The sequence below is a fragment of the Pseudonocardia cypriaca genome, from assembly GCF_006717045.1.
GTDB lineage: Bacteria > Actinomycetota > Actinomycetes > Mycobacteriales > Pseudonocardiaceae > Pseudonocardia > Pseudonocardia cypriaca.
On record NZ_VFPH01000003.1, the window covers coordinates 941495 to 966046 of the forward strand.

7 protein-coding genes (1 of these 7 running past the window's edge) are annotated in these 24552 nt (G+C 71.5%); all 7 read right to left on the reverse strand.

Annotation, left to right across the window (positions count from 1 at the left end; genetic code table 11):
• Nucleotides 1-18166, reverse strand: the 5' end (the start) of a protein-coding gene (locus FB388_RS36090) for an MFS transporter (RefSeq protein ID WP_142107148.1). Its footprint begins 26426 nt before the window's first position; the window shows 18166 of its 44592 coding nt (coding positions 1-18166); its start codon is at nt 18164-18166; its stop codon lies beyond the left edge, outside the window.
• 486 nt (nt 18167-18652) lie between these two features.
• Complete coding sequence (locus tag FB388_RS36095; RefSeq protein WP_142107149.1) at nt 18653-19093, reverse strand: heat shock protein transcriptional repressor HspR; 441 nt, start codon at nt 19091-19093, stop codon at nt 18653-18655.
• Entirely contained in the window at nt 19090-20283 is a 1194-nt protein-coding gene (gene dnaJ, locus FB388_RS36100) for a molecular chaperone DnaJ (RefSeq protein WP_142107150.1), read from the reverse strand. The genes FB388_RS36095 and dnaJ overlap by 4 nt, the downstream gene beginning before the upstream one ends.
• Nucleotides 20284-20302: 19 nt before the next feature.
• On the reverse strand, nt 20303-20995 hold the full coding sequence (gene grpE, locus FB388_RS36105) for a nucleotide exchange factor GrpE (protein ID WP_142107151.1): 693 nt from the start codon (nt 20993-20995) through the stop codon (nt 20303-20305).
• The gene (gene dnaK / locus FB388_RS36110; RefSeq protein WP_142107152.1) at nt 20992-22854 is read right to left on the reverse strand and encodes a molecular chaperone DnaK; all 1863 of its coding nucleotides are present in this window, start codon (nt 22852-22854) and stop codon (nt 20992-20994) included. The genes grpE and dnaK overlap by 4 nt, the downstream gene beginning before the upstream one ends.
• Nucleotides 22855-23035: 181 nt before the next feature.
• Nucleotides 23036-23464, reverse strand: a complete 429-nt coding sequence (locus FB388_RS36115) for a hypothetical protein (protein ID WP_142107153.1) — start codon at nt 23462-23464, stop codon at nt 23036-23038.
• A 59-nt stretch (nt 23465-23523) separates the two neighbouring features.
• Entirely contained in the window at nt 23524-24543 is a 1020-nt protein-coding gene (locus tag FB388_RS36120; protein WP_142107154.1) for a C40 family peptidase, read from the reverse strand.
• Between the last annotated feature and the right edge of the window lie 9 nt (nt 24544-24552).

The following is a 24552-nucleotide window of genomic DNA, read 5'->3' on the forward strand; positions in this document are numbered from 1 at the left end:
CCTCGAACACCACCCCGAGCTTCAGCACGGTTGGGACGGCGTAGTAGAAGAGGCCGCCGGCCGTGGCCAGGCCCTTCCCGCGCTGCGGGATCGGGTGGAACGTGATCACACCCTGGTGCCCGGCGTTGACCAGCATCGTCTGGAACCGGTCGATGCTGGTGCTGCGCGGGTGGTCGTAGCCGGCGTGGTGGAAGTGCCCGTCCGAGTAGAGGTACGTCAGCATCCGCGACTCGTTGACCAGGCCGATGACCCGCCCGTGATACATCGCCAGCTCGCCGCCGCCCGCGAGCTCCAGCTGGGTGCGGATCCAGGATTCGGACACCCGCTTCCCGTCTGCCAGCGTGTAGTGCTTCATCGGGTGCCGCAGGCCCCAGAAGGTCATCCACCAATCGATCAGCGGATCCCACCTGTTGCGGAGGTCGGGGTCCGAGCGGCCCAGGTTGGCCATATCGCTGACCGTCGCCCAGCCGAGTCCGGTCCGGCGCATGATCACGGCGAGGGGCAGGCCGTCCTGCGCGGCGGCCCGCACCGCGGGGGTGATCGCCGCGATGTAGGCCTGCTGGCTTTCCGCGGCCTGCCGGGTGTACTCGGCAACAGCCTGTGTCGCGTCCGCGAGCGCGCGCCCGCCCACGCCAGGCGCGGTGCCGCTGACGATCGCCAGCACCCCGCCGGCGCGCCGCTCGTAGTCCTCGCGCGCCTCCCTGGCCCGCCCGGCGGCAGCCGCTGCCTCCCGCGCGGCCCACTGCCAGCGCCGCCAGTGCCCCTCTGCCTCGAGCAGCGCGCCGCGCAGCGCACGCCCCTTGTCGAACAGTCCGGACCAGTGGCCGGGCGGTCCCCGGATCGATTTCGCGGCGCGGCGCCTGCCGCCGGCGCCGCTCGGCACGACCTGGCTCGTTGCGCCCGACGACGTCGTGCAGTCGCAGGACGGGCCGAGCGAGGCTCCCAGGTCGGGAACCGTCGGGAAGCCGGCGCCACGGACGACGGACCTGACGACGTCGACCGGAACCGAAGCACCCCTCGCGACCTCACTCACCTTCGCGTCACCGTCCACCGCGGCGCGGAGCCCATCGGCGACGACGGCACGGTGCTCGGCCAGCGCCTCGAACCAGGCCGCGCGCGCCTCGGCGTAGCGCCGCTCGGCGTTCCGCAGCGGCACCAGCGCCTGGTCACGAGCCTCGACGACCAGCTGGAGGTCACCCTCGAACGAGCGGTGCTTCTCCGGGCGCAGCCCGGCGAGCGGCGGGACGTCGACGGGGACCGTCTCGTCCCTGGCGAGGTGCGCGACCCACTCGTAGGGCAGGTCGAGCCTCTTCGCGATCTCCCGCAGCTCCTTCTCGCCGCCGGCGGGGCGACCCTGCGGGTACATCAGCCAGCGCACGCCGAGCATGACGTTCAGCTCGGCCCTGTTCCGGTAGTCCGCGACGTAGGCCTCGTACATGGCCATCTCGGCCCGCGCCTGCTCGACCGGCTCCCGTGCCGCGTCGAGGGTTTCCCGCAGACCCGCCATGGTTCGGTTGGCCGCGTACTGGCGCGGCTCGGCGCCGGTCGGGGCGACCAGCGCCGCGCGCGCCTGCGCGGTCAGCAGTGCCGCCACGACGACCGGGACGTCGAGCGCGCCCGCGAGCTGCTCGTCACTCTGCCCGAGCCGCGCGACGTCCCAGATCAGGTCGCCGGTGATCTCGTCGACGGCCGCGCGAGCAGCGTCGCGTTCCTGTCGCGCCGCCTCCTGGGAGTCCGCGTCGGTTCCCAGCAGCGCTGCCCACAGCTCGTGCTCCGCATGGACCAGGCGAGCGACTGCCGCTTCGGCGCGGTCGTCGTCGAAGCGCGTCCTGAGCGCGGCCCACAGCTCACGCGGGGTGCTCGGCACGATCGGTCGCGGCCGGTCGGCGGGCCCCATGGGGACGGGGCGGCCACGGAGCCGCGTGACCGTGTGCAGAACCACGTTGCCGATCACATTCAGGACGACGAGGCCGGCGGCCGCCCAAAAGATGATCTCGGCGACCGGCTTCCCGGCGATGGCGATCGGTGCGGCCGGCGACGGCGACACGTTCGGGGTCGGTTCGGTGTTGTCCGGGTAGCGGGGCTGCGGGTCCACGAATGCGGGCGGAGTGGCCTTGACGAATGTGAGCTGCCCGTCCGGACGGACGTCGGTTCTCTCGTGGAGCTGCTCGGCGGTCATGCCGAAGTGCGCAGCGACGCGCGACGGGTCCTGGCCATCCGGGATCGTGCCCGGCCAGGTCGACGGGATCCTGAAGCGCTCGCCGAGATAGACGAGCCCCTCGCGTCTCGTCTCGAGCTTCTCGGCGTTCGCTGCCGCGACCGCGCCGTAGGGCAAGCCGAGCACCGTGTCCAGGTGCCCCAGACCCTGGCCGGGTTCGGACACCGCGATCTCGGTGGGCGGACCGGCGGGCGCCTGCGACTGGCTGATCGAGGTCTGCGGGGTCAGCGGCTGTGCGCTCGCCACACCGGCCGCCGCGATCGGGCTGAGTACGGCGATGAGCAGCGCCACGCCGGTCATCCACGTGCCCAGGCCGCCGGCGCGCAGCCGGTTGTGCACGCCGATGGCGAGGCCGGTGGCGAGCGCGCCGAGCCCGGCGACCACGAACTCCGCCGCCGTCGCCCCCAAGCCGGCGAGTGCCAGCGACAGCAACGCGAGCGGCGCCAACGCGACAGCCGTCTTCAGCAGCGGACCCCTGAGCTCGAAGGTCCCGAACCTGTGGGCGGCCCAGCGGAGCAGCCCGCGGCCCAGCAGCCCGAACATCGAGCCCACGAGCAGCGTCATGCTCGTCACGACGCCCGCCCAGACCAGGCCGCCGACGAACAGGGCGACCCCGCCGACGAGCATGAAGACCGTCTTCCGCGGCGGGCCGCGGTTCCGCACGATCTTGATCACATAGAGGACCGCGCCGATCGCGGCGAGCGCGAGAACGGGCACACCGACGACTGCCGTCGTACTGACACCAGAGGTCAGGGCGAACAGGCTGGCGCCGCCGACGGTCAGCGCGCCCACGACCGCCTGGACGACCAGGCGGGTCCCGTGACGGTGCGGCAGGCCGGCGTGCATCGGACGCCGGGTGGCCGCGGCAGCGGCCTTGGGCGTCCGCGGCAGGGCGCCCACCAGCGCGGTGATGCTCTCCTCGCTCCAGCCGAACGTGTTCCGCTCCGAGAACGTGGTGAGGAACGAGACCAGCTCTTCGTCGGAGCGGACACCGGAGACCAGCAGATCCTGGATCCGGTTGTTCCACGCGCTGCCACCGGCCAGCTTCTCCAGCTGCTCGATCACGTCGCTCGGCACACCGCGCTTCTCGAGCCAGGCGAGCATCTGCTTGTGCCAGGTGTAGATGCCGACCTGGCGTGACGTGACCCGATGGTCGCTGTCCTCGGGGTACTTCTTGCGGTACTCCTCGATCTGCGCCAGGTCCCTGCGGCCGGCCCTCGTCCAGTTCGCGACCTCCTCGTGCATCGCGACGTACGCGTCGAGGGCCTGCGCGTCGCTACGAAGGCGGGAGACCTCCTCCTCGATCAGCCCTTCGTAGTTCTCGATGAAGAACAGATGGTCGTCCCGCGCGGAGGTCGCCTGCTCCAGCCGGTTCCCGATGGTCTTGCGGAGCTGCTCGACCTGCTCGACCTTCCGTCGCCAGGCGTCCCTTTCCTCCTGCTTGCCGGCCAGGAGCCAGTTCCACAGCGTCCTGCGCGAGAGCCGTCGTCCCTGGGCCTCCAGGGCCTCCGCGAACTGCCGCAGCTCCTCGGCCCGAGCCTTCAGATCCTCGATCTCCTGCTCGAGCCGCTCGCGCTCCTCCCGCGCCCTCTTCAGCGGCGTTTCCATCTCCTGCGCCTGCCGCAGCACCCTGTCGCGGGCCAGCCGCAACTCCTCCGCCCGCTGCGCCGGCGTGAGCAACGCCCACTCCGCCGCGCTGATGCCCTCCGGACGCACCGTGCTCTCGGCCGCCGACAGCGGCCGGTGGAAGCTGATGCCGACCCCACCCAGCCTCGGATCGCCGACCTCGGGGGCCTCGTGGTCGCGGAGTTGGCGCAGGCGCCGGTCCCAGATCGCGATGTCGGCAGGTGAGGGGTCCAGACCCGACCCCGGGTTCGGCGCCGGCGCCTGGCCGTGCTGCCGGCCGGCCATGTCGTCGTCCACGCCGAGCGGCACCACCGGCACCCACCGGCTGGTCGACGTCGGCTCGACGGACCCGCCTTCCCCCGTGACGTGCTTGCCGGCCTGAGCCGTCTCCGGCTCCGCAATGCGGCTCCCGTCGTGCCCGGCCCGCTCCGCGGTCCGGCCGGTGGCGTCGGTGGACTTCATCGGCTCGGACTGAATGATCCGCTCGCCCGGCGGCGCTGCCGCGCGCGGCTGCGAGCCGACCTCCAGAACGATCGACCGCTGCGGGGTCAGCACATCGATCACGTCGGCGTGCACGGCACGGGCCGGCAGGATGACGAGAAGCGGCATCACCCACTTGACCAGGACATGTGCCGCCTTGCGCGTGACGTGCGCGTACCAAGTCAGCCTGGTCGGCATCTCCTCGGCGCGAGGCGCCTTGAGCGGCTCGGGGCGCGCCGGCGGTTCCGTCGGGCGAGGGCGCGCCGTCCACGGCTTCCCGGAGCTCAAGCCCGTCGACGCGATCTCGTTCGGCAGCGCTCCGGTCTCCCGGAGCGACTGGCGGATCGTGTACAGCTCCGTGAGCTCGTGGCGGAGGTCCGCGAGCGTTTCCTCGTGCTTCTGGAAGGCCGTCTCGTACCTGGCGGTGCCGGGTCCTCGCGGCTCGGCCAGCGCCCCGTCGATCTCCTTCACGCGGTGCTCGATCTCGAGTGCGCGCTCCACCGCGGCGTACACGTCGTCCGTCCCGGAGAGGCCGCTTCGCTCCCAGGTGAGAGAGTTCCGCTCGGCCTTCAGAGCGTCGCGGTAGGCGATGTCGTCGTTGCCGCTCTTGCGCTCGAGCGTGTTCAGCTCGGTCTCGATCTTGTTCAGCTCGAACGACCGGCGATGGATCTCCAACTCGACGACGCCCAGCTGGTGGCTGTCGGCCGCCCCTCCTCCGGTCGTGCGGAGCCGATCGCGGGCCGCCAGCAGGCCGGCCAGCTCCTGCTTGGCATCGTCGAGCGTCTCCCCGCGCTGCGTGACGGCGTCGTCGTAGGCCCGTGCGAGGTCCGCATCGAGCTCCTTCGCACGCTGCTCGATGGCGACCGCGCGCTCGACGGCAGCCTGCACGTCGTCCGCCCCGACCAGGCTCTCCCGCTCCTCGGCGAGCTGCTTCTGCCTCGTCTTCAGAGAAGCGAGATCCTCGTCGAAGCGCGCAACGTCCTCAGTGCCGCGCGAAGCCTTGAGCTCCATCAGCTCGGCCTCGAGCTCGCCGATCCGCCGCTGCATGCGATGGATCTCCACGCCGAGCGGGTCGCTCCGGCTGTGGAGCTCGTCCACGCTCCGCTGAATCGCGTGGAGGCGGCGGGTCGCCTCCGCCGGGTTCTCCATCGAACCGACGCGCGACCACTGCTTCTCGATCCGCTGGTACAGGGCGTCGAGCCGCTTCTCCAGCGTGCGGGACACCGGGCTCTCGAACAGCGATGTCTCTGCCTTGGCGACGGTGCTACCGACCGCGGGCTGGGCACCGCGGTTGTGCGTGACCGGGCCGGTCTGCTCGACCTGGCGGCCGTCGCCGATCCGGATCCCCTTGGTCTTGCCCTCGTCCTGCTTGCCCGCGACCGGGAGGTTGGTCCGCGGCGCGTCGAGGGCCGACTTCGGGATCTCGGCCCCGATCCCGCCACCAGTGGGGCTCGCGACGATCAAGCCATCGGCACCGTGCGCGAGTCCGAAGCCGTCCGGAGCCGCGATGGCGTCGACGACCTCGTCCTTCGTGACCGTCCGGCCGAGCTGCTCGGACAGCTGCGTCGCGACGTTCTCGTCGGTGACGATCCCGCCGCGTTCTTCGCGCTCACGCCGATCCGTCTTGATCTGCTGGAGAGCGTCGCGGACGTGCTTCGCGTCGACCGGTGCCTCGCCGTCGTTCCCCGTGGGGGATACGGCTTCTGCCGGCTTCGTCGAGCCCTGTCCGTTCTCGTGCTTCGGGGCGCGGTTCGTGGAGTTCTCGACAGTGTTTCCAGCGCTCTGCTGCGTCTCCTCTCGGTGGACGTGCTGGGTGGTGACATCAGCGGCAGGCTCACCTGCCTGGGCGGAAGTGGGCGACGGGCTCGGGGGCCCCCTCGTCCCACCGCCCGACATCGGATCCGAGACGTGGCCCTGCGGCCCGCTCGTCGGCTTCCCGGCCACCCCGGCCACACGAGGACCGTTGGGGGCGCCGCCGACGCCGACGGTGGTGGTGCCGGCCCCGGACGCGGCGCCCGAGGTGCCGCCGCCGGCCGTCTGGTTCGCCGGCTTGACGGGCAGGATCGGGGCATCCGGCGCGCTCAGCCCATTTGGCGTGCCCGGTCCGTTGTCGCCGTCCCCGCTCTGGGCGTCACCACGACCCGACTTGGTCGCGCCGACGCCATCGGCGGCGCTCGGTCCGTTCGGCCCGCTCGGGCGCGTGTCACCGCCCGGTCCGCGATCCCGTTCGCCGACATCGAAGCCGAGCTCGCGGAGCTCCTCGGCGGTGACCTTCTTGCCGCCGAAGTAGTACGTGACGCGCTCGCCGTTCGAAGGCGGAGAACCGGTGTCCGGTGTGCCGGTCGACGAGCCGCGACGCGTGGGGACAGCGGGTACACCGAAGTCGGCGTCCGGAACCTGCGCGCCGGCGACCGGAGCGCCGCCCTCGACCGGCTGACCCGTCCTCGGCCCGCCGATCACACCTTCGTCGGCCGGGCCGGCGTTCGGCGCCGACTCGTCCGCACCCTTGCCGACCCAGTGCGCGGGAGGCTTGTCGGCCGCGCCGCCGCGGATCGTGCGCACCACCCAGAGGTGGAGGTTGTCGTGGGGGTCCAGGACGATGTCATAGCGGTGGCCGCCGTATCGGCCGTCGACGATCAGGACGTCGCGCTCGATCGCCTCCCGGATCTGCTTCTTGCCGACTCGCTTGTCCTTCGGCATGCCCTCGTTGACCGCCTTGGTCAAGTCCTTGAGCTTCATGGCGCCCAGCCGGGCACCCTTCAGCTCGAGGCCGATCCGGTCGATCACCGGCAGGTCTGCGATCGCGTCCCGAACCTGCTCCGGCGTCACATGCCGGTTGGCCGGCATTCCGTCGTTGAGCCGGTCGGTCAGCTCCTTCAGCGACGGCGAGTCGGTACCCCTCCTCACCTCGACGAGCACGCGGTCGGCGAGCGGCCCATCCGACAGGGCCTCCCGCACGTCCTGCTTGCTGACGTGCTGATCCGACGGCCGGCCGCGGTTCAGGCGCTCGGTCAGCGCCTCGAGCGTGGGCTTCTCGGAGGAGTTCCGACCGAGCTCCTCGCCGACCCGTTCCGCCAGCGGCCGCTCCACGGCGGTGGCGCCGTCCTGCGCGTCGGGCTGCTGCTCGACACCGTCGCGCAGCTTGCCGGCCTCGGGCGTCGGCGTCTGGCTCTGGCCCGGGTGCCCGCCGCCCTGCGGCGGGGCCGACTGCACCGAACCGCCTGAAGCCGGTGTCCCGGTTGCGACCGGGTTGCCGTGCGGCTGCCCACCCTGCGGGGCCTGCCCAACCGGCCGCAGCTGCAGGCCCTGACCCTGGACAGGTGACACCTGCACCCCTGGGTTGGCCTGCCCCGGGGGGCGCGGACCCACCGGTGCAACACCCTGCGGTGCAGCCGGCGGGTTGTGCAGCATCACCCGGCCGCGCGATGTCGCGGGAGGTGCGGTGAGGATGTTGCGAGCGACGCGGGCCAGGCCGGCGAAGCCGTGCCCTATCGCCCGGAACGGTGCGGCGATGACCCGGCCGGCCTGGCCCGCCGCAGTCTTCAACGTCGGAACCTGCGCGCCGCTCCACCCGGCGCGAGCCCAGCTCGCCCTGGCAGCCATCGGCATGCCCAGCATCGCCGCGTTCAGCGCGAGGCCGCTGAGCGCCTCGTTGCGCTGGTACGGGCTCATCTTGTCCCAGTGCTTCCACGTCGTGTAGACGCCTTCGCCGAGCTGGTACGCGAAGATCCCCGTGGACGTCCAGTTCGCGGCAGAGGCCAGGCCGGCACTCACAGGACGGAGCAGCGCACCCGCTCCGAGGAACACGTTCGCACCGAGCGTGAGGACCGAGTTACGCGCGCTGGCCGACTCGATGAAGTCGTTGCTCTGCCCGTGCGCACTGCGGTAGTGCAAGTTGCCGATGGCGTCGGCGCTGGTCCACCCGACCGTGAACCCGACAAGACCCCAACCAACCACGGCCGCCGCGCCACCGGTGCCAACGGTCAGGACCACGGCACCCGCGGTGGCAGCGACCATCGCAGCGGCATGGCCCACCTTGATCAGCGGCGGTGTGCGATGCGCCGCGGTGGTGTGCAGGTCGATGCGGGTCCACGTGGCGTTCTCGCTGTACGCGTTCGCCGGCGCGGGAACGTAGACGCCCTTCGCGAAGGTCAGACGACCGTCGTCGGGGAACGTCTCGTTGTGGCGGATGAAGTCGTTCAGGCCGCCGTAGTAGCCGGCGATCTTGCGCTCGTCCGCGTCGACGACATGGTCGATGTAAAGGACCGTGCCGTCCTTCGTCGTGATCCGGTACAGCGTCTCGAAGCGGCTCTCGACGTCCTTCTGGCCGTCGGGGGGCATGTAGAGCATCGGGATCGTCTGGACGCCCTTCGACCAGTCGATGTTCCGCTCGTCCATCCTGGCCCGCGTCTTCGCCGGCAGCTCGCCCTGCGTCAGGCTCTGGGACGCGAAGAGCCGGTCGATGACGGTCTTGGGATCGCCCATCGACGCCTGGTCCGCCAGCTGGTCGCGCTTCGCGACATCCTTCGAGAGACCGAGACCCCGCCAGTGCTTCCCCAGGTCGCCGGGTTGGTTCATGAGGTCGTCCCGGTACAGCGCCGACGTGAACGCCTTGGACATGTCCTTCGCACCCGTCGAAGGCAGCTGCATGTCGTTCAGGCGAGCGCCCGGCATCGGCACGCGGGGAGCGACCGCCGCGAGCCCGTAACCCGCCTCGACCGACTTGGCGAAGGCCGCGAGCCTGTTGGACCTGTCGAGCTCGGCCCGCGTTCGCGGCTCGGGCAGGGTCTTCGCGAATCCCTGGACGGCGCGGAGGTTCTCGTCGGCCACCCGCAAATTGGCTGCGACCGCCGGGTTGCCGGCACCCGCCAGGGCGAGGTCGTAGGCGCGCAGCTTGCTCTGCGACGCGTCGAGCTTGTCGATCAGCCCTTGCTGCACCCCACCCAGCCGATCGGCCTCTGCCTTGATCGCCCGCCGCTCCGCTTCCAGCGCGCCGTAGTCGCCGCCGAAACCGCTCTCGTACCGGGTGACCGCATGTTCGTAGGCGTTCTTGCGCTGCTGGAAGGCTTCCAGCTCGCCCCTCATACCGCCCAAGGTCAGCGCATCCTGGCGAGCCTGCTCCTGGGCGTTGTCGAGGTTGGTCCGCGCCTGCTGGATCTGCTGCTCGGTCGGCAACGGAACCGTGCAGTCGACGGGGAGCGGGTAACCGTTCGGGTTGTCCGGGGTCTGCGGGTTGTACTTGTGCACCAGCGCCGGGTCCGTGGCGAGCACCCGCTCGATGTCCTCGGTCCTGCGCGGCAGGACGGCGTTGCCGAGCTTGACGTCCAGCTCACGCTGCTCGTTGCGAGCGATCCTGCGGAGGTTCCGCGCGCCGAGATCGGTGATCATCGTGTCGAGCTGCGCCTGCTCCGCAGACGAGGTGACGCCGTCCTGCTTGGCGGCATCGATCGCCTTGGCAACCGGTGTGACCAGGGGGTTGCCGGTCTCGACGGCCCACCGGGCGTGGCTCGCGCCGTCCTGATAGCGCGACACCGCGATCGCCTTGGACATCAGGTCCTGCGCGCCTTCGCGCTCCGACTCGATGGGGCCGACGACACCCGGCTTGCGCTCGTGCTTCTCCTTCCAGGGGCCGAGCATCCCGTAGACCCCGGTCAACGCGGGGGTGGGCTCGGCCCACGTCAGCCGGAGGTGCTCGCCGGTCTTGCCCGGCGTGGGCGAGGTGGGCGCCGAACCCTTGCACTGACCGGCGGCGTTCGAGCACGACTGCCCGTCGTTGTAGCCGTCGTCCTCGGAAAGGCCCAGGTAGATACCCGCACCGTTGCCGCTGTCGCTGATCCACTTGCCGTAGGCGTCGGTCGCCTTCACCGTGCCGGCGCCCTTGACGAAGCCGACGACCTTGCCGCCTTCACCGTGGCCGTCGCGCATCCAGTGCACGAACCCGACGCTGCGGTCCTTGCTGTCACCGACGAACGGTGCCGGGATCTCGGCGACCGCCTCGTCGACGTTCTGCCCGTTCCAGTTCGCGCCACGGCTGGTGCACCTGCCGGCGGTGATGGAGCAGGTGCTGGTGCCGGGTGTGGCCACCGTCGGGTTGACGTGCGTGACGTAGCCGGTCTCCTTGCCGTTGCCGGCGCAGCCCTCGCACTTCAGCACACCGCCCTCGAGGGGCTCGATCGTCCCGGAGACAACGGAGTTGTCGCGGATCTTGCTGTCGCCCGGCACGTCGAGCTTCGGGCTGAGCGGCAGCGATGCCGGGTTGTTCGGCCGCGTGGCCTTGCCGAACGGCGAGTCGGGCTCCGGAACGGCGCGCAACGTCGCGTAGCCGCCGTAGCCGTCCTTGTTGTGGGTGAGGATGTCCGCCTCACCCGAGGCGAGTTCCACGCGAACGCCCTCGCGCGAGACGTACTCGCCGAAGCCGCGGAACTTGAACGACCCCTGGTTCATCACCCCGGCCCGGTCGCTGATGTCCGCCCACGTGCCGGTGAACGTGATCTTGTCGACCGTGATGGGGTTGCCTGCGGCGTCGAGCCGCGGCTTGGCGTTCGGCGGCAACGGGATGGGCTTGCCCGAGATGTCGGTCTTGGCGCCTTCGAAGGTGTACTCCCCGGGAGCGCTCAGGAAGTCCTTCGTCTCGAGCTTGACGGTGAAGGGCGATCCGCTCGGGTCCGACAGGCGGGTCGTGACCACCGTGGTGGGCGAGGTGTTGCGACCTGAGAACCGTGCCCCGGTGCGGCCGTTCTCGCTGTAACCGTCGCCCTGGAACATCTGGATACCGTTGCCATCCACGTCGCGACGGGTCAGAGCGTGCGACTGGCTGGCAGACCTGTCCCGCCGCGGGTCGTTCGGAGCGAACGAGTTCGAGACGTAGAACCGGCTCGCCTCCGCTGCGTTCGGGTCGTAGCCGGCGTACGGGCCGTTGCTCTCGTTGCCGACCGCGCACTTCTCGCTGCACGGGAGGGGGCGTTCCGCGGGCTTGCCGGACTCCTTGCGCTGGACGGCAGGGACAGCGCCCTCCGGCCTGGATTGGCCGAACGGCACGAACGTGTCCTCGGTCACGACCGTGCCGTCGGTCAGCTTGCCGCCGGCCCGGACCAACCAGCCGGCCTCGGCGCCGCTGTCCATCTCCTTCATGTCCTTGACGTGCAGCGGGTTGCCGTTCTCGTCGACCGGCGTCGCTGCCGCCGCGAGCGCCTTCAGCGACGGGCTGGTCTGGATGAAGTTGTTGTAGCCGCTCTGCGTGAAGTTGGAGCAGTCGCCGGAGCAGGTCGCCCCGCCGCCACCGCCGGGGCCGGCGTTCGCGTAGGCGGTGACACCGCAGCCGCCCCGCCCGCTGCCCGAGCAGGTTCCTTCGCCGTGTGCGACGTAGTAGCCGCCCGGGTCGTCCCAGGTCGGGGCGAACTCCTGGCTGCGGTCGTTCGCCTCGGCGTGGGCCGAGTAGGTCGAGGCGCAGTTCGGGGCGCCCACGCAGGACGACGCCGCCTGCGCCGAGCTGCCACTGGCGAAGGCCGACGCCGTGACCATCACGCCGCCACCGCCCATGGCGCCCTGGTCCGAGCCGTGCGCGTAGGCCTTCGCCCACGACGCACCGTCGGAAGCCGACGCGGAGACGGTGGCCGAGTAGGAGTAGCTGCAGGCGGTGCCCTCACTGCCCTGGCAGGAGGCGGCTGCCTGGGCGAAGCCAGGGCCGCTCGCTGCCGCGGCCATGGTCACGACCTGGCCGCCACCGGTTGCGCCCTCGCCGTAGCCGACGGCGTCACCGTGCGCGCCCGCGGCCTTGGCGTGGCTCTCGGCGCGGTAGGAGTACGAGCAGGTCGATCCTTCCGTGCCACCACACGCCGCGGCGGCCTGCGCGACGGACTCGTTCGCCCCGACCTGGCTCTGGCCGGCGCACTCACCCTGAGCACCCGCCGTGCAGTCGCTGACCGAGCTCGCCGTGTTGGTGCCCCCCAGGGCCGCCGAGGCCGCGGTGCCCTCGGTGTGTGTCCGGCAGCCGGTGCCCGCGCATCCGGCCGAGACATGGGCGACGTCCTTGCCCGTCAGGCCGGCGGTACCCGCCTGGCAGCCGCCCGTGCCCGCGCACGACGCCGTGGCCGTGGCGTGCACCGTCGGGCCGCCCGCAGCCTCCGTGGCGGAGGTCGCGCGGGTGGCGCAGCCGTCCTCGCTGCCGTTCTGGCACGCCGCAGCCACGAACGCGCTGGTCGAAACCCCGGCGGTGTCGGGCGAGCCGTCGCCGGTGGAGACCGTGATCGTCGAACCAGCGGTGATCTGCGCGGTGCACCTGCCGGAGCCGTCGCAGGCGGCGTCGCCCTCGGCGGTGCTGCGCGAGACCCGCCCGCCGGGGCCGGCCGTCGCGTTCGCGGTGCCGGTGACCTTGCCGGTGCAACCCGTCTCGGGGCAGTCGATCTGCGAGGTGGCCTGCGCGGTGCCGGTGAAGCCGGGAACCGGCGTGCCATCCTCGGTCTGGCCGGCATTGCGCACTGTGGCCGCGGTGGCCTCGCTCGCCGACGTGCACCCGGACTTCCCGCCGGTGCAGGTGGCGGTGGTGTGTGATGCGCCCGCGGCGCCCGACGTGTCCCCGGTCGTCGTCGCGGTGCAGCCGGGGCCTGCGCACTGCGCGACCGCACTCGACTGCGCCAGCGTCGCCGGTGCGTTGGTGACCGGCTTCGTCGCCAGGTCGGCTGCCTCGGTGGCAGCCTTCTGCGCGTCCTCGGCGACCTTCGCCGCATCGGCGGCGGCCTTCTTCTGTGCTTCGGTGGCGCCTGGGCGGGCCGCGATCCTGGCCGCCTCGGCGGCGTTCTTCTTCGCCTCCGCAGCCGTCTTCCCGGCCTGCTCGGCGGTGGTCTTGTTCTGTTCCGCCACGATGTCGGCCACGACCTGGCCCGACCCCGCGGTCGAGGAGCTCTGCGCGCGGCAAGCCGAACGGCCGCCGGTGCAGGTAGCGCTGGTGGAGGACGTGCCCTCACCCGGAGGACCACGCGCGCCCGGCTGACCACCCAGCGCGGCCGGGCCGTCGCTGCCCGATGCCGAGGTACGCGTGGTGCCCGTGCAGACGGTGCCGCTCTGGCAGTCGAGGGTGGCGCTCGCCATCGTCCAGCTGGATGCGCCGGGCACGGTCGGGCCACCCGAGTTCGCGCTCGACCCGGGCGCGGTGGGTGCGGGCGGAGTGGCCGGCTGGTCCTGGCCGGGTTCGCCGGACTGCTGCTGCGGGGCCTGGTCGCCGGTCGTGCCGGAAGTCACCGTCGCGTTGTCCGTGGAGCGCGCCTGCACCAGCGGTGCGATGCTGTTCGCGTCCGGGCCGCTCGACGCCGCCGAGTTGCTGACCGCCTGGCACACCCCGCCGGAGACGCCTTCACAGGACGCTTCCGAGTGCGAGCCCCGCGGATCCGGCGACGCCGAAGGGTCGGTCGCTGTGGCCGCGCTCGTCGCCTTGCCGGTGCACAGCTGCCGGCCGGCGCAGGTCAGTACCGCGCCCGCCGCGGACGCGGCCGACGGACCGGCCACGAGCCGGGCCGCGTTGACCGGCTGCCCCGGCCCGGCCTGCGACCGCGCGGCGAGTTCCTGGGCCGCGCCCGGTCCGGTCGACGCGGTTGAGACCGACCGCACCTCGCACCCACCCGTGCCGCCGGTGCAGGAAGCCGTGCCGTTCGACGTGCGCGGTGCGCCGCCGGCGACCGCGCCGTCCCAGGCGGCGGTGCTGGTGTGGACGGTTCCGGTGCAGCCCTTCGGGCAGTCCAGCGCCGCGGACGACGAGGACGTCGACGACGGTCCGCTGGCCGGCTGTCCCGCGACCGGCTGACCCGTTGCGGGGTCGATCGTGACGAAGTCGGGGGCGCTGGAGGCCTTCGAGCTCGACTCACCCGAGCAGCCGCCACTGCTCACCGCGCAGTCGGAAGCCGCGCTCGTGCCGCGGGCGTGCGGGGTGACCGCGGTGTCGCGCGCGCTCGTCGACGATGCCGTGGTGCCGCCGCACTCGGTGGTGCCACCGGAGCACTTCACGGTAGCGCCCGCGGTGGACATGCTGACCGGGCCCGACACCGCGGCCGCACCGGTGGCCGGCTCGCGGTCGGAAACCTTGCTGTCCGACTCGGCGGCGCAGCTCGCGCCGGCGCCACGAGCGGTGCAGTTCGACGAGCCGGTGCTGTCGCGCGAGCCGGCGATGTCACCGGACGCGGCACCAGACGTGGTCGAGGCGCCCGAACCCGTGCACCCCACCTCACGGCAGTCGACCCGCGCGCCCGACCTGCTCGTCGCGGTCAGCTCGTGCCCGGCCGGCCGGGCGACCAGCGTGCCGTCCGCGGCGCGGTCGAACCCGGGGGCGGAGACACCGCCGTCCACCGCAGCGGAGGCGGACTCGCTGCGGCAGCCGCCGCCGGTGACGTCGCAGCTCGCCGAACCGCTGGTCTCTCGCACCGCCGCCGGAGCTCCCGCCGTGGCATTCGGTGCGGCGACCTTGCCACCGGTGGCGGTGCCGGCCCGGCCCGAGCAGCCCGCGGCGCCCTTGCAGTCGACGCTCGCCTGGGCGGTGCTCGAGGCCTTGCCATCGCCGTCGGTCACCGAGAGGACCGCACCGGCCTTGCCGCGCTCGACGTCGACGGAGCCGTCGACCTTCGTGCTCGACCGCGCCTTGCAGCCGCCGCCGGTGGACTCGCAGCTCGCCGAACCGTTGCTCGTCCGCTCGGTACCGGCCTGCACGCCACTCGCCGTGCCACCCGTCGCCGTGGCCGCGTTGCCGGAGCAGTCGACGCGGCAGGACGTGCCCGCGTCCGCGCGCACGTCGCCGGATCGGTCGAACGTGATCTCGCTCTTCGTGCCGCAGCCGGATGCGCCCTCGCAACGCGCGGTCGCATTGCCCTGGCGCGACTCCTCGCCGGTGGCGGTGGATGCCAGCCTGGCCTGATCGTTCCCACGCCGCGCGCCCGAGCTGCCGGATTCACAGGAGCCGCTGCCGGTACGGCAGTCCGCCTCGGCGCCACGCGAATCTGCGCGGCTGCGCTCACTGCACCCGTCGGTCCCGAAAGAGCACTTCGCCGACGCGGTGTTCTCGCCCTTCCGGGCGGTGCTGCTGCAGCTGGAGAGATCACACGACGCCGCCGCCGTGTTGTCGCCGGAGCCGGTGGACACACCACACCCGGACACTCCGCCCAACGCGACGCACCGGTCGCTCTGCCGCTCGCCGCTCTCGTGCTCGGAGACGGAGCCGCACTCCGCGAACGCCCCGCTCACACCGCACCCGGCAGCCGACCCGTCCTTGCCCGCGTCGCGCGACGACACCGTCTCCGGCTTGTCCCGCCCAGCGGCCTCGCGCAACCGGTCGGTCTTCTCGTAGAGCTCGTCCTTGTCGGCCTCGAAGGCCTCGACGTTCTTCTCGTGCGTCGCCGCATCGACAGCGCCGGCGGCCACCTGCTGCGCCTCGGCGGCCAGCGTGTCCTCGCGACCCTTCAAGCCCTTGTGCCCGTCGACGACCTCGTCGACCAGCTCCACCTTCTCCTGCGACAGCTCGGCCCGCTCTGCCTCGGCCTCCGCGACCCGCTGCTGGTGCGCGGCCTCTTCCTGGGTGAACTGCTCGGCCGTCTTCGTGCCCGCCGCAACCTGCGTGCGGCTCTCCTCGAGCACCGCCGCGCTCTTGTCCGTCTCGATCCGATCCTCGAGAACCTTCTCGATGCGGCTCTCGGAATCCTCGTCCTCGTCGTCATCGTCATCGGACGGAGGACCCCGGGCAGACTCGGCGGAGAACAACCCCGAACCCGGGGCCGGCTCGTCACACCCGGCGCCCGCCGACTGGCACAGATCCGGATCGCCGGACTCGTCGACCAACAGGCCGTCGACATCGCCGCCGTTCTTCGCGGCCTCCCGCATCAGCACGGCAGGCTGCGGCTCCGACTCGTCCGACGACTCGCCGCTCGACTCGATGGACCTGGACACCTCGTCGACGAGCTCGTCCACGGCATCGGCGAGACCCTCGCCTTCGTCGGAGGCCGCTTCCCGCACGACGTCGACCACCCGGTCGCCGATCCGTTCGAAAGTCTCCGCGTCGACCCGCGGCCGCCGGTCCGACGCGTCGCTCAGGACCGGCTGCTCGCGGGTGCCTTCCCGGGCGACCAGCCGCTCGATGACCCGCTCGGTGTCGTCCGCATCCACCAACTGCTCACGCAGTGCGTCGCTCTCGTCGGACGCCTGCTCGACATCGACACCCTGACCGGCATCCCCGTCGACGTCCTGATCGTCTCCGAGGTGTCGGGTCAGTTCATGGACAGCCCGCTCGACGTCGTCCCGCTCGGGTTCGTCGCCGTCCAGCTCGTCCCAGTTCGCGCGGGCCTCTTCGACCCGCTCGGTGACGTCCTCGTTCGACGAGGCCGCCTCGACCCAGTCGGGAACTCGCTCGAGCACGTCGCTCACGATCGCGCCGGCATCCTCGCCACGATCTTCCACGAGATCCTCGACGGCGCGGTTCACCGAGTCGGTCGTGTCGTCCCGGACGTCTTCGGTCGAGTCCTCGTCCGTGCCTGCCTCGTCGTCCTCGCGGGCAGCGCTCCCGGCCGCGATCAACTGCCGCGCCTCGTCAGACAGCTCGTCGGCGAACTCCGGCCACTCCTGCGCGTCGCGCTCGTCATCCGAGTCGGGGTCGTCGTCCTGCGTCAGGCCCTCGACCAGGTCGAGGGCACGCTCGGTGGCGTCGCCGCCGACGCTCCCGGCCAGCTCTGCAGCCGACTCGGCCATGTCCTCGCTGCCGAGATCGGCGGTTTCGGTGTCCTCGGAGTCGTCCTGATCGCTGGAATCGTCCGAGCCCGAGTAAGGCTGCTCGTCGCCGATCTTGTCATAATTCTCGGGAGTCAGGTCGAGCGCGCGCTCAGCCGCGACGCTCTGGTTCTCGTCCGTGTCGCCGTCGACGTCCTCGATGTCCGCATCGCTGCCGGGGTCGATCGTCGCGCCGTCCGACCCGTCCGCGGAGTCGACCTGCTCCGTGGGCTCGGCAGCCTGCTCATCGGCGCCCTGCTCGTCGACGGATTCACCCTCGGCAAGCTCTTCGGCTGCATCGTCCTGATCGGTCGCGGGCTCACTCGACGCGGCCTGCGTCTCGGGGGACTCCTCGTTCTCGGAAGCCTCGACCTCCGAACCGCTGTCGGACGCGGGCGCCTCTGCGTCTCGGTCCTCTTCGACGTCGTCCCGCTCTTCCGCCGCGGGCGGCTCTTCGTCCGAGTCCTCGCTCCGCGACTCGCTCGGGTCGGTCTTCTCGTCGTCCGAGTCAGCGTCGTCCGTGTTGCTTTCCGCAGCCGGGCTGTCGTCGGATTGCTTCTCGTCGGAGCCTTCGTCGGACTTCTTCTCGTCGGACTTCTCGTCGGACTTCTTCTCGTCGGACTTGTTCTCGTCCGACTTCTTCTCGTCCGACTCCTTCTCGTCCGACTCCTTCTCGTCCGATTCGCTGGACGACTCCTCACGCGAATCACTGTTGTCCGAGTCGGAACCGGAGTCCGAGCTTTCGTCCGAGCCCGAGTCGCCGCCATCCGAATCGCCGCCGCCCGAGTCGGATTCGCCGCCGTCGTCATTCGAGGCGGTCAACAGGAACAGCGGGGAGGAGGATGCCCGGCCGCCGGCCGCCTTGTCCTTGCCACCCTTCACGGCTCCGTACACGAATGTCTGAACCGGAACCGCGGCGGCTGTGGACGGCGACGTGAGGAACGCGGAACCCAACCACAGCACAGCGACCCCGAACGCGGCACCGGTGATCGTGTGCAGGACCAGCAGCACCCGATCAACCGGCGACGTCCGCAGCCGCACCACGCAGGCGTCAGCACGCACGGCGAGGCCAGTGGCCTCGCCGTCGTGAGCTGGGCGCCCGAACATGTCGTGATGCTCCTGGGAAGTCGCTGATCCGGAGGAGAGGTCTTCGTGGCACACGAAGGGAAGAGCGCAGGATCTGACTGGTCGCGCCTGAGGCAGCGACACCTACCCGACGGAAAGAGTCACGTCGCGCAGCCCTGCAAGTGCTGAACCCTCTCCAGTCGCGCCTGAGGCAGCGACCGGGGCATCCAGCTCTGGTGCAGCGAACGTACCAGCCACGTGATCGGATGGCCAGACCTAGATCCACATATTCACCGAGCCGCCTCGTGACGGCCGTCTCACCGACCACGGGTCGTCCCCAACCCCCGCGGCCGAGTCTCCCGACAGCCGGTTGACGCCCGGCAGGAGCGAACCTCCGGAAGATCCCTGGCGCACAAGACCTGGCGCGCATCGGAATGCGGCATGCCGATGCCGTGGCGGGTGCACGAACATTCGCGGACCAGCCACCCATGAACGCCGTGGCAACGTTCGTGCGAATCCTGCCCTCGGCTACCGCTCCCGCGGCTTCGGCCGCCACACGACGATCGCTTGCCGGCGATCGACGGGAACCAGTTCACGCCGATAGGACGCGTGCACCGAGGCGGCCGCCTGCTCGGCGGCGGCACGCGCCGCGGCGATTTCCTGCGTCATTTCTTCGATCTGCGCGCGAAGCTCGTCGACGAGCTGTTCCAGCTCGATGATCCGCTTGATTCCCGCGAGGTTGACGCCCTCCTGCTGGGAAAGCCGCTGCACCTCGCGGAGCAGGGCGATGTCGCGCGGTGAGTAGCGGCGCCCGCCACCCGCGGCCCGGCCGGGGCTGACGAGCCCCAGCCGGTCGTAGCTGCGCAGGGTCTGCGCGTGCAGGCCCGCCAGCTCGGCAGCCACGGAGATCACGAAGATCGGGCTGTCCATGTTCGCCCCGGGCGGGAGCCCGTGGCCGTCAGTGGTCATCGCGTACCTCCGAGCAGGTCGGCCCGCGGGTCGAACTCCTTCGTGGCCTCGGCGTAGGACTGCAACGCCTCGGTGGCCTTGTCGTCGAGTCGCGCCGGCACCGCCACATCGACGGTGACGAGCAGGTCGCCCGTCTTGCCCTTGCGCTGCACCCCGCGCCCCCGCACCCGGAACGTGCGCCCGCTCGCCGTGCCGGGCGGGATCCGCAGCGACACGGTGGAGTCGAGCGTGGGCACGGTGACGGTGCTCCCGAGCACCAGCTCCGGATAGGTGACCGGAACGGCGAGCGTGAGGTCGTCCGGGTTGCGCTCGGACCGGCCGAAGAGCCGGTGCGGGGTGACGTGCACCTTCACGTACAGGTCGCCCGCCGGCGCACCGCCGCGGCCCGGCTCGCCCTGGCCCTTGAGCCGGATCTGCTGGCCGTCGGCCACCCCGGCGGGGATGCGCACCGTGATCGTGCGGGTGCGCGTGCTCACGCCGTCGCCGCCGCAGTCGGGGCACGGGTCGTCGATCACCCGGCCGGTGCCGCGGCAGTCGCGGCACGGCTCGGAGAACGCGAACGCGCCCTGGCTGCGGCTCACAAGTCCGACGCCACTGCACGTCGGGCACGTGCGCGGCGTGCTCCCCGGCCGCGAGCCCGTGCCGCCACAGCGCTCGCAGCGGCCCGGCGAGGTGAGGCGCAGCTGCACCTCGGCCCCCCGCACGGCGTCGACGAAGTCGATCCGCAGCTCGCTCTCGACGTCGGCACCACGCTGGCTGCGCGTGGTGGTCGGGCCGGCGCCCCGGTTGCCGAACAGGCCGCCGAAGAGGTCGCCGATCCCGCCGGCACCGGGTGCACCGGGGGCACTCCCGGTGCCGGCCCTTGCGAACAGGTCGTTCAGGTCGAAGCCCTGACCGGCGGCGCCGGACCCGAATCCGCCGGGGAATCCCCCTGGGCCGAACCCGCCACCGCCGGCGAAGAGCGCACGAGTCTCGTCGTACTCGCGGCGCTTCTTCTCGTCGGACAGCACCCCGTACGCCTCGGACACGGTCTTGAACCGGGCCTCCGCCTTGGCGTCGCCGGGGTTGGCGTCCGGGTGCAGCTCACGCGCGAGCTTCCGGTACGCCTTCTTGATCTCGTCCGCCGAGGCGCCGGAGGCGACGCCCAGCTCGCGGTAGAAGTCCTTCTCGATCCAGTCCCGCTGGGTCACTCCGCCTCCTCTGCCTCTGTCAGGGCTCTACGGCCGGATCGGTTGGTGTGGTGCCGGGGCCGCCGTACCCGTCCGGTCGGGTCCGCCCCATGTCGTCGGCCCGGTCGGCCACGGTGACCATCGCCGGCCGCAGCACGCGGTCGGCGATGCGGTAACCGCGGCGCAGCACCGCGGAGACCACGGTGACCGTGGGCCCGTTGACGCTGCTGGCCTCGTGCTGCACGGCCTCGTGGACCGACGGGTCGAAGGGCTCGCCCTCCAGCCCGAACGGCTCGAGGCCGAGCTTCTGGGTGACGGCCACGAGCTTGTCGGCGACGGACTTGAACGGGCCGGTGAGGTCACCGTGGGCCTCGGCGCGGTCGAGGTCGTCGAGCACCGTGAGCAGCTCGGCGACGAACTGCACGCGCGCCCCGACCAGCACGCTCTCCCGGTCGCGCTCGACGCGCCGCCGGTAGTTGGCGTACTCGGCGCTGACGCGCTGCAGATCGGCGGTGCGTTCGGCGACCTGGGCGGCGAGCTCGGCGGCCGCGACGGCGTCCGGCCCGGTCGCCTGCTCGGCGGGCTGCTCCGGTGCGTCGGGGACGGCCCCGGCCGGGTCTCCGGCCGGGGACCGCACCTCGCCGGTGACCGGGTCGATCCGGCGCCGGTCCCGGACCACGACCCGCTCCCCGTCGCCCCTGTCGGCGCCTTCGTTGCGGTCGTGGTCAGTCACTTCTTGTCCTTCTCCTCGTCGACGATCTCGGCGTCCACCACGTCGTCGGCGCCGCCGCCGGCCTGCTGGCCGTCCGCCGGGCCCGCGTCACCGGGGTTGGCAGCGCCCTCGGCGCCCGGCTGCTGGTAGAGGGCCGAGCCCATCTTCTGGGACTCGGTGGCGAGCTTCTCCATCGCCGCCTTGATGGCCTCGGTGTCGGTGCCCTTGAGCGCGGTCTGCGCCTCGCCCAGCGCGCCGTTCACCGCGTCCTTGACGTCGGCGGGCAGCTTCTCGTCGTTCTCCTTGACGAACTTCTCCGTCTGGTAGACGAGCGACTCGGCCTGGTTGCGGACCTCGGCCTCCTCACGCCGCTTCTTGTCCTCCTCGGCGTGCTGCTCGGCCTCGCGCATCATCCGGTCGATCTCGTCCTTGCCGAGCGCGGACCCACCGGTGATCGTCATGGCCTGGCTCTTGCCGGTGCCCAGGTCCTTCGCCGACACGTTCACGATGCCGTTGGCGTCGATGTCGAACGAGACCTCGATCTGCGGCACACCACGCGGGGCGGGTGGCAGGCCCGTCAGCTCGAACATGCCGAGCTTCTTGTTGTAGGCCGCGATCTCGCGCTCGCCCTGGAACACCTGGATCTGCACGGACGGCTGGTTGTCGTCGGCCGTGGTGAAGATCTCCGACCGCTTGGTGGGGATCGTGGTGTTGCGCTCGATGAGCTTGGTCATCACGCCGCCCTTGGTCTCGATGCCGAGGGACAGCGGGGTGACGTCGAGCAGCAGGACGTCCTTGACCTCGCCGCGCAGCACACCGGCCTGCAGGGCGGCGCCGACGGCGACGACCTCGTCCGGGTTGACGCCCTTGTTGGGCTCCTTGCCGCCGGTGAGCTCCTTCACCAGGTCGGTGACCGCCGGCATGCGGGTGGAGCCGCCGACGAGGACGACGTGGTCGATCTGGCCGACCGAGATGCCGGCGTCCTTGATCACCTGGTTGAACGGCGCGCGGGTGCGGTCGAGCAGGTCCGAGGTGATCCGCTGGAACTCGGCGCGCGACAGGGTCTCGTCCAGGAACAGCGGGTTCTTGTCGGCGTCGACCGTGATGTAGGGCAGGTTGATCGTGGCCGTCGACTGGCTCGACAGCTCGATCTTCGCCTTCTCCGCGGCCTCGCGCAGCCGCTGCATCGCCATCTTGTCCTTGGTCAGGTCGATGCCGTGCGAGTTCTTGAACTTGTCGACGAGCCAGCTGATGACCCGCTCGTCCCAGTCGTCGCCACCGAGGTGGTTGTCGCCGTTGGTCGCCTTGACCTCGACGACGCCCTCACCGATCTCCAGCAGCGAGACGTCGAAGGTGCCGCCACCCAGGTCGAAGACCAGGATGGTCTGCTCCTTCTCGCCCTTGTCGAGCCCGTAGGCCAGCGCGGCCGCGGTGGGCTCGTTGACGATGCGGAGCACGTTGAGACCCGCGATCTGGCCGGCCTCCTTGGTGGCCTGGCGCTGCGCGTCCTCGAAGTAGGCGGGCACGGTGATCACCGCGTCGGTGATCTCCTCGCCCAGGTAGGACTCGGCGTCGCGCTTGAGCTTCTGCAGCACGCGCGCGCTGATCTCCTGCGCGGAGTAGGTCTTGCCGTCGACGTCGCCGGTCTTCCAGTCGGTGCCGATGTGGCGCTTCACCGAGCGGATCGTCCGGTCCACGTTGGTGACGGCCTGGTTCTTCGCCGACTGCCCGACGAGCACCTCGCCGTTGCGGGCGAACGCGACGACGGATGGAGTGGTGCGAGCACCCTCCGAGTTGGCAATGACCGTCGGCTCGCCACCTTCGAGGACGGCGACGACGGAGTTGGTGGTCCCGAGGTCGATGCCGACCGCACGAGCCATGGTTTGTGCCTCCGATGGTTGGTAGCTTGAGCTGCCTTCACTCAAGTCTGCCATGCCTCGACCCAGAGCGTCGTCGACGCCTTGAGCCGGACACGCTCAACTTGCTACCAGCCCCAACGCACGACCTGGCGATCGTGTTCCCGGCACCTGTCGAGCCCTGCCCGACCACCGGGAGCGGCGGTCAGAGAGGCGCAGCGGGACGCGGCTCCACCCGGCCGGCCGAGGCGGGCGGCAGCGGGTCCTCCACCGGGGCGAGCACCCGGTGGTGCTCCGGGTCGGCCACCACGTTCTCGTCCGCGTCGAGGTACTCCAACCGGCCGTCCGGACCGAGGTCCGCGTGGTAGCCGGCGGCGGCGAGCTGCTGCTCGTCGAGATCGACCAGCAGCTCCCAGCGGCTCGGCACCACCTCGTACTCGGGCCACGGCAGGTGCCCGTACGCGTCGTGCAGGTCGGCGAGCAGCCCGACGAACACCTGCTGCCAGCGCAGCGGCATCGACTGCGCGAGGGAGCGCGGCACCACGAGGTGGTCCGGCGTGGCGCCGGGCGCCGGCCGGTCGAGGTAGTCCTGCACCGGCGTGGTGGATGCCGGGACGGAGCTGTCGGGGGGCATTACTACTCCTGCACTACTCCTGCCGTGGCGGATTGCCGAGCGCGACAGTATCGATACTGCTATGCGGAGTTCGGCGTGGTGCCGGGCCGCGTGGCCAGCGGCACGAGCTCCTTGAAGTTCCACGGCACGGGCCGCACCCGCACCTGCTCGCCCGTGTATGGCGCCTCCACCATCTGGTCGTCGCCCAGGTAGATCGTGACGTGGTGGATCGTGGTGGGGTCGCTCGGGTCGGTCGCGTAGAACAGCAGGTCGCCCGGCTGCGCCTGCTCGACGGGTACGTGTCCACCCGCGAAGAACTGCTGGCGCGACACCCGTGGCAGGTTGATCCCGGCCGCCTGGAAGGCGCGCAGGGTGAGCCCCGAGCAGTCGTAGGTGTTCGGGCCGGTGGCCCCCCAGACGTACGGCTTGCCGACCTCGCGGAGCGCGAAGGCGATCGCCGCGCCCGCCACGCCCTCCGGCAGCACCGCGGTGCGCCCGCATCCCGTCGGATCGGCGACGTCCGCCAGTCGCTGCACGAGCTCGGCGGCGAGGCCCTCCCACTTCGCGTAGGCGTCCGGGAATGCTGACCGCTGCACGGTCTGGGCCGCGACCGTGACCGGCATGGTCTCCCAGGCGGGGACCTCCAGCAGGCGCTCGATGAAGATCCGCGTGGCGTAGACGGGGTCGGTGACCTCGGTCGGCGATCCCCATCCCTGGGAGGGGCGTTGCTGGAACAGCCCGAGCGAGTCGCGGTCGCCGTAGTTGATGTTGCGCAGGGTCGACTCCTGCATCGCGGTGGCCAGCGCGATCAGCCATGCCCGCGGCGGCGCCCCCATGTCACGGGCGACGCCGATGATCGTGGCCGCGTTCTGCCGCTGCTCGTCGCTGAGGTCATCGATGCGGGTGCCGGCCCGCCTGCCGGCGAGCGGGCCGACCGGGGCGCGCACGGTGGGATCGCACGCCCCGTAGCTGGGGGTGCCACCGCCGAAGCCGCCGGTGCTCGCGGTGAAGGCCATGAAACCGACGCCGAGGAACAGGCCGAGCGCCGCCACGAGGACGACGACCGGCACGAGCAGCCGCAGCGGACGCAGGGCACGCATGGTGACCCG

Bases quoted from the DNA above. Each gene is read 5' to 3' on its own strand.
- FB388_RS36115 (WP_142107153.1), bottom strand. From the start codon at position 23,464: ATGCCCCCCGACAGCTCCGTCCCGGCATCCACCACGCCGGTGCAGGAC.
- dnaK (WP_142107152.1), bottom strand. From the start codon at position 22,854: ATGGCTCGTGCGGTCGGCATCGACCTCGGGACCACCAACTCCGTCGTC.
- FB388_RS36120 (WP_142107154.1), bottom strand. From the start codon at position 24,543: ATGCGTGCCCTGCGTCCGCTGCGGCTGCTCGTGCCGGTCGTCGTCCTC.
- FB388_RS36095 (WP_142107149.1), bottom strand. From the start codon at position 19,093: ATGACCACTGACGGCCACGGGCTCCCGCCCGGGGCGAACATGGACAGC.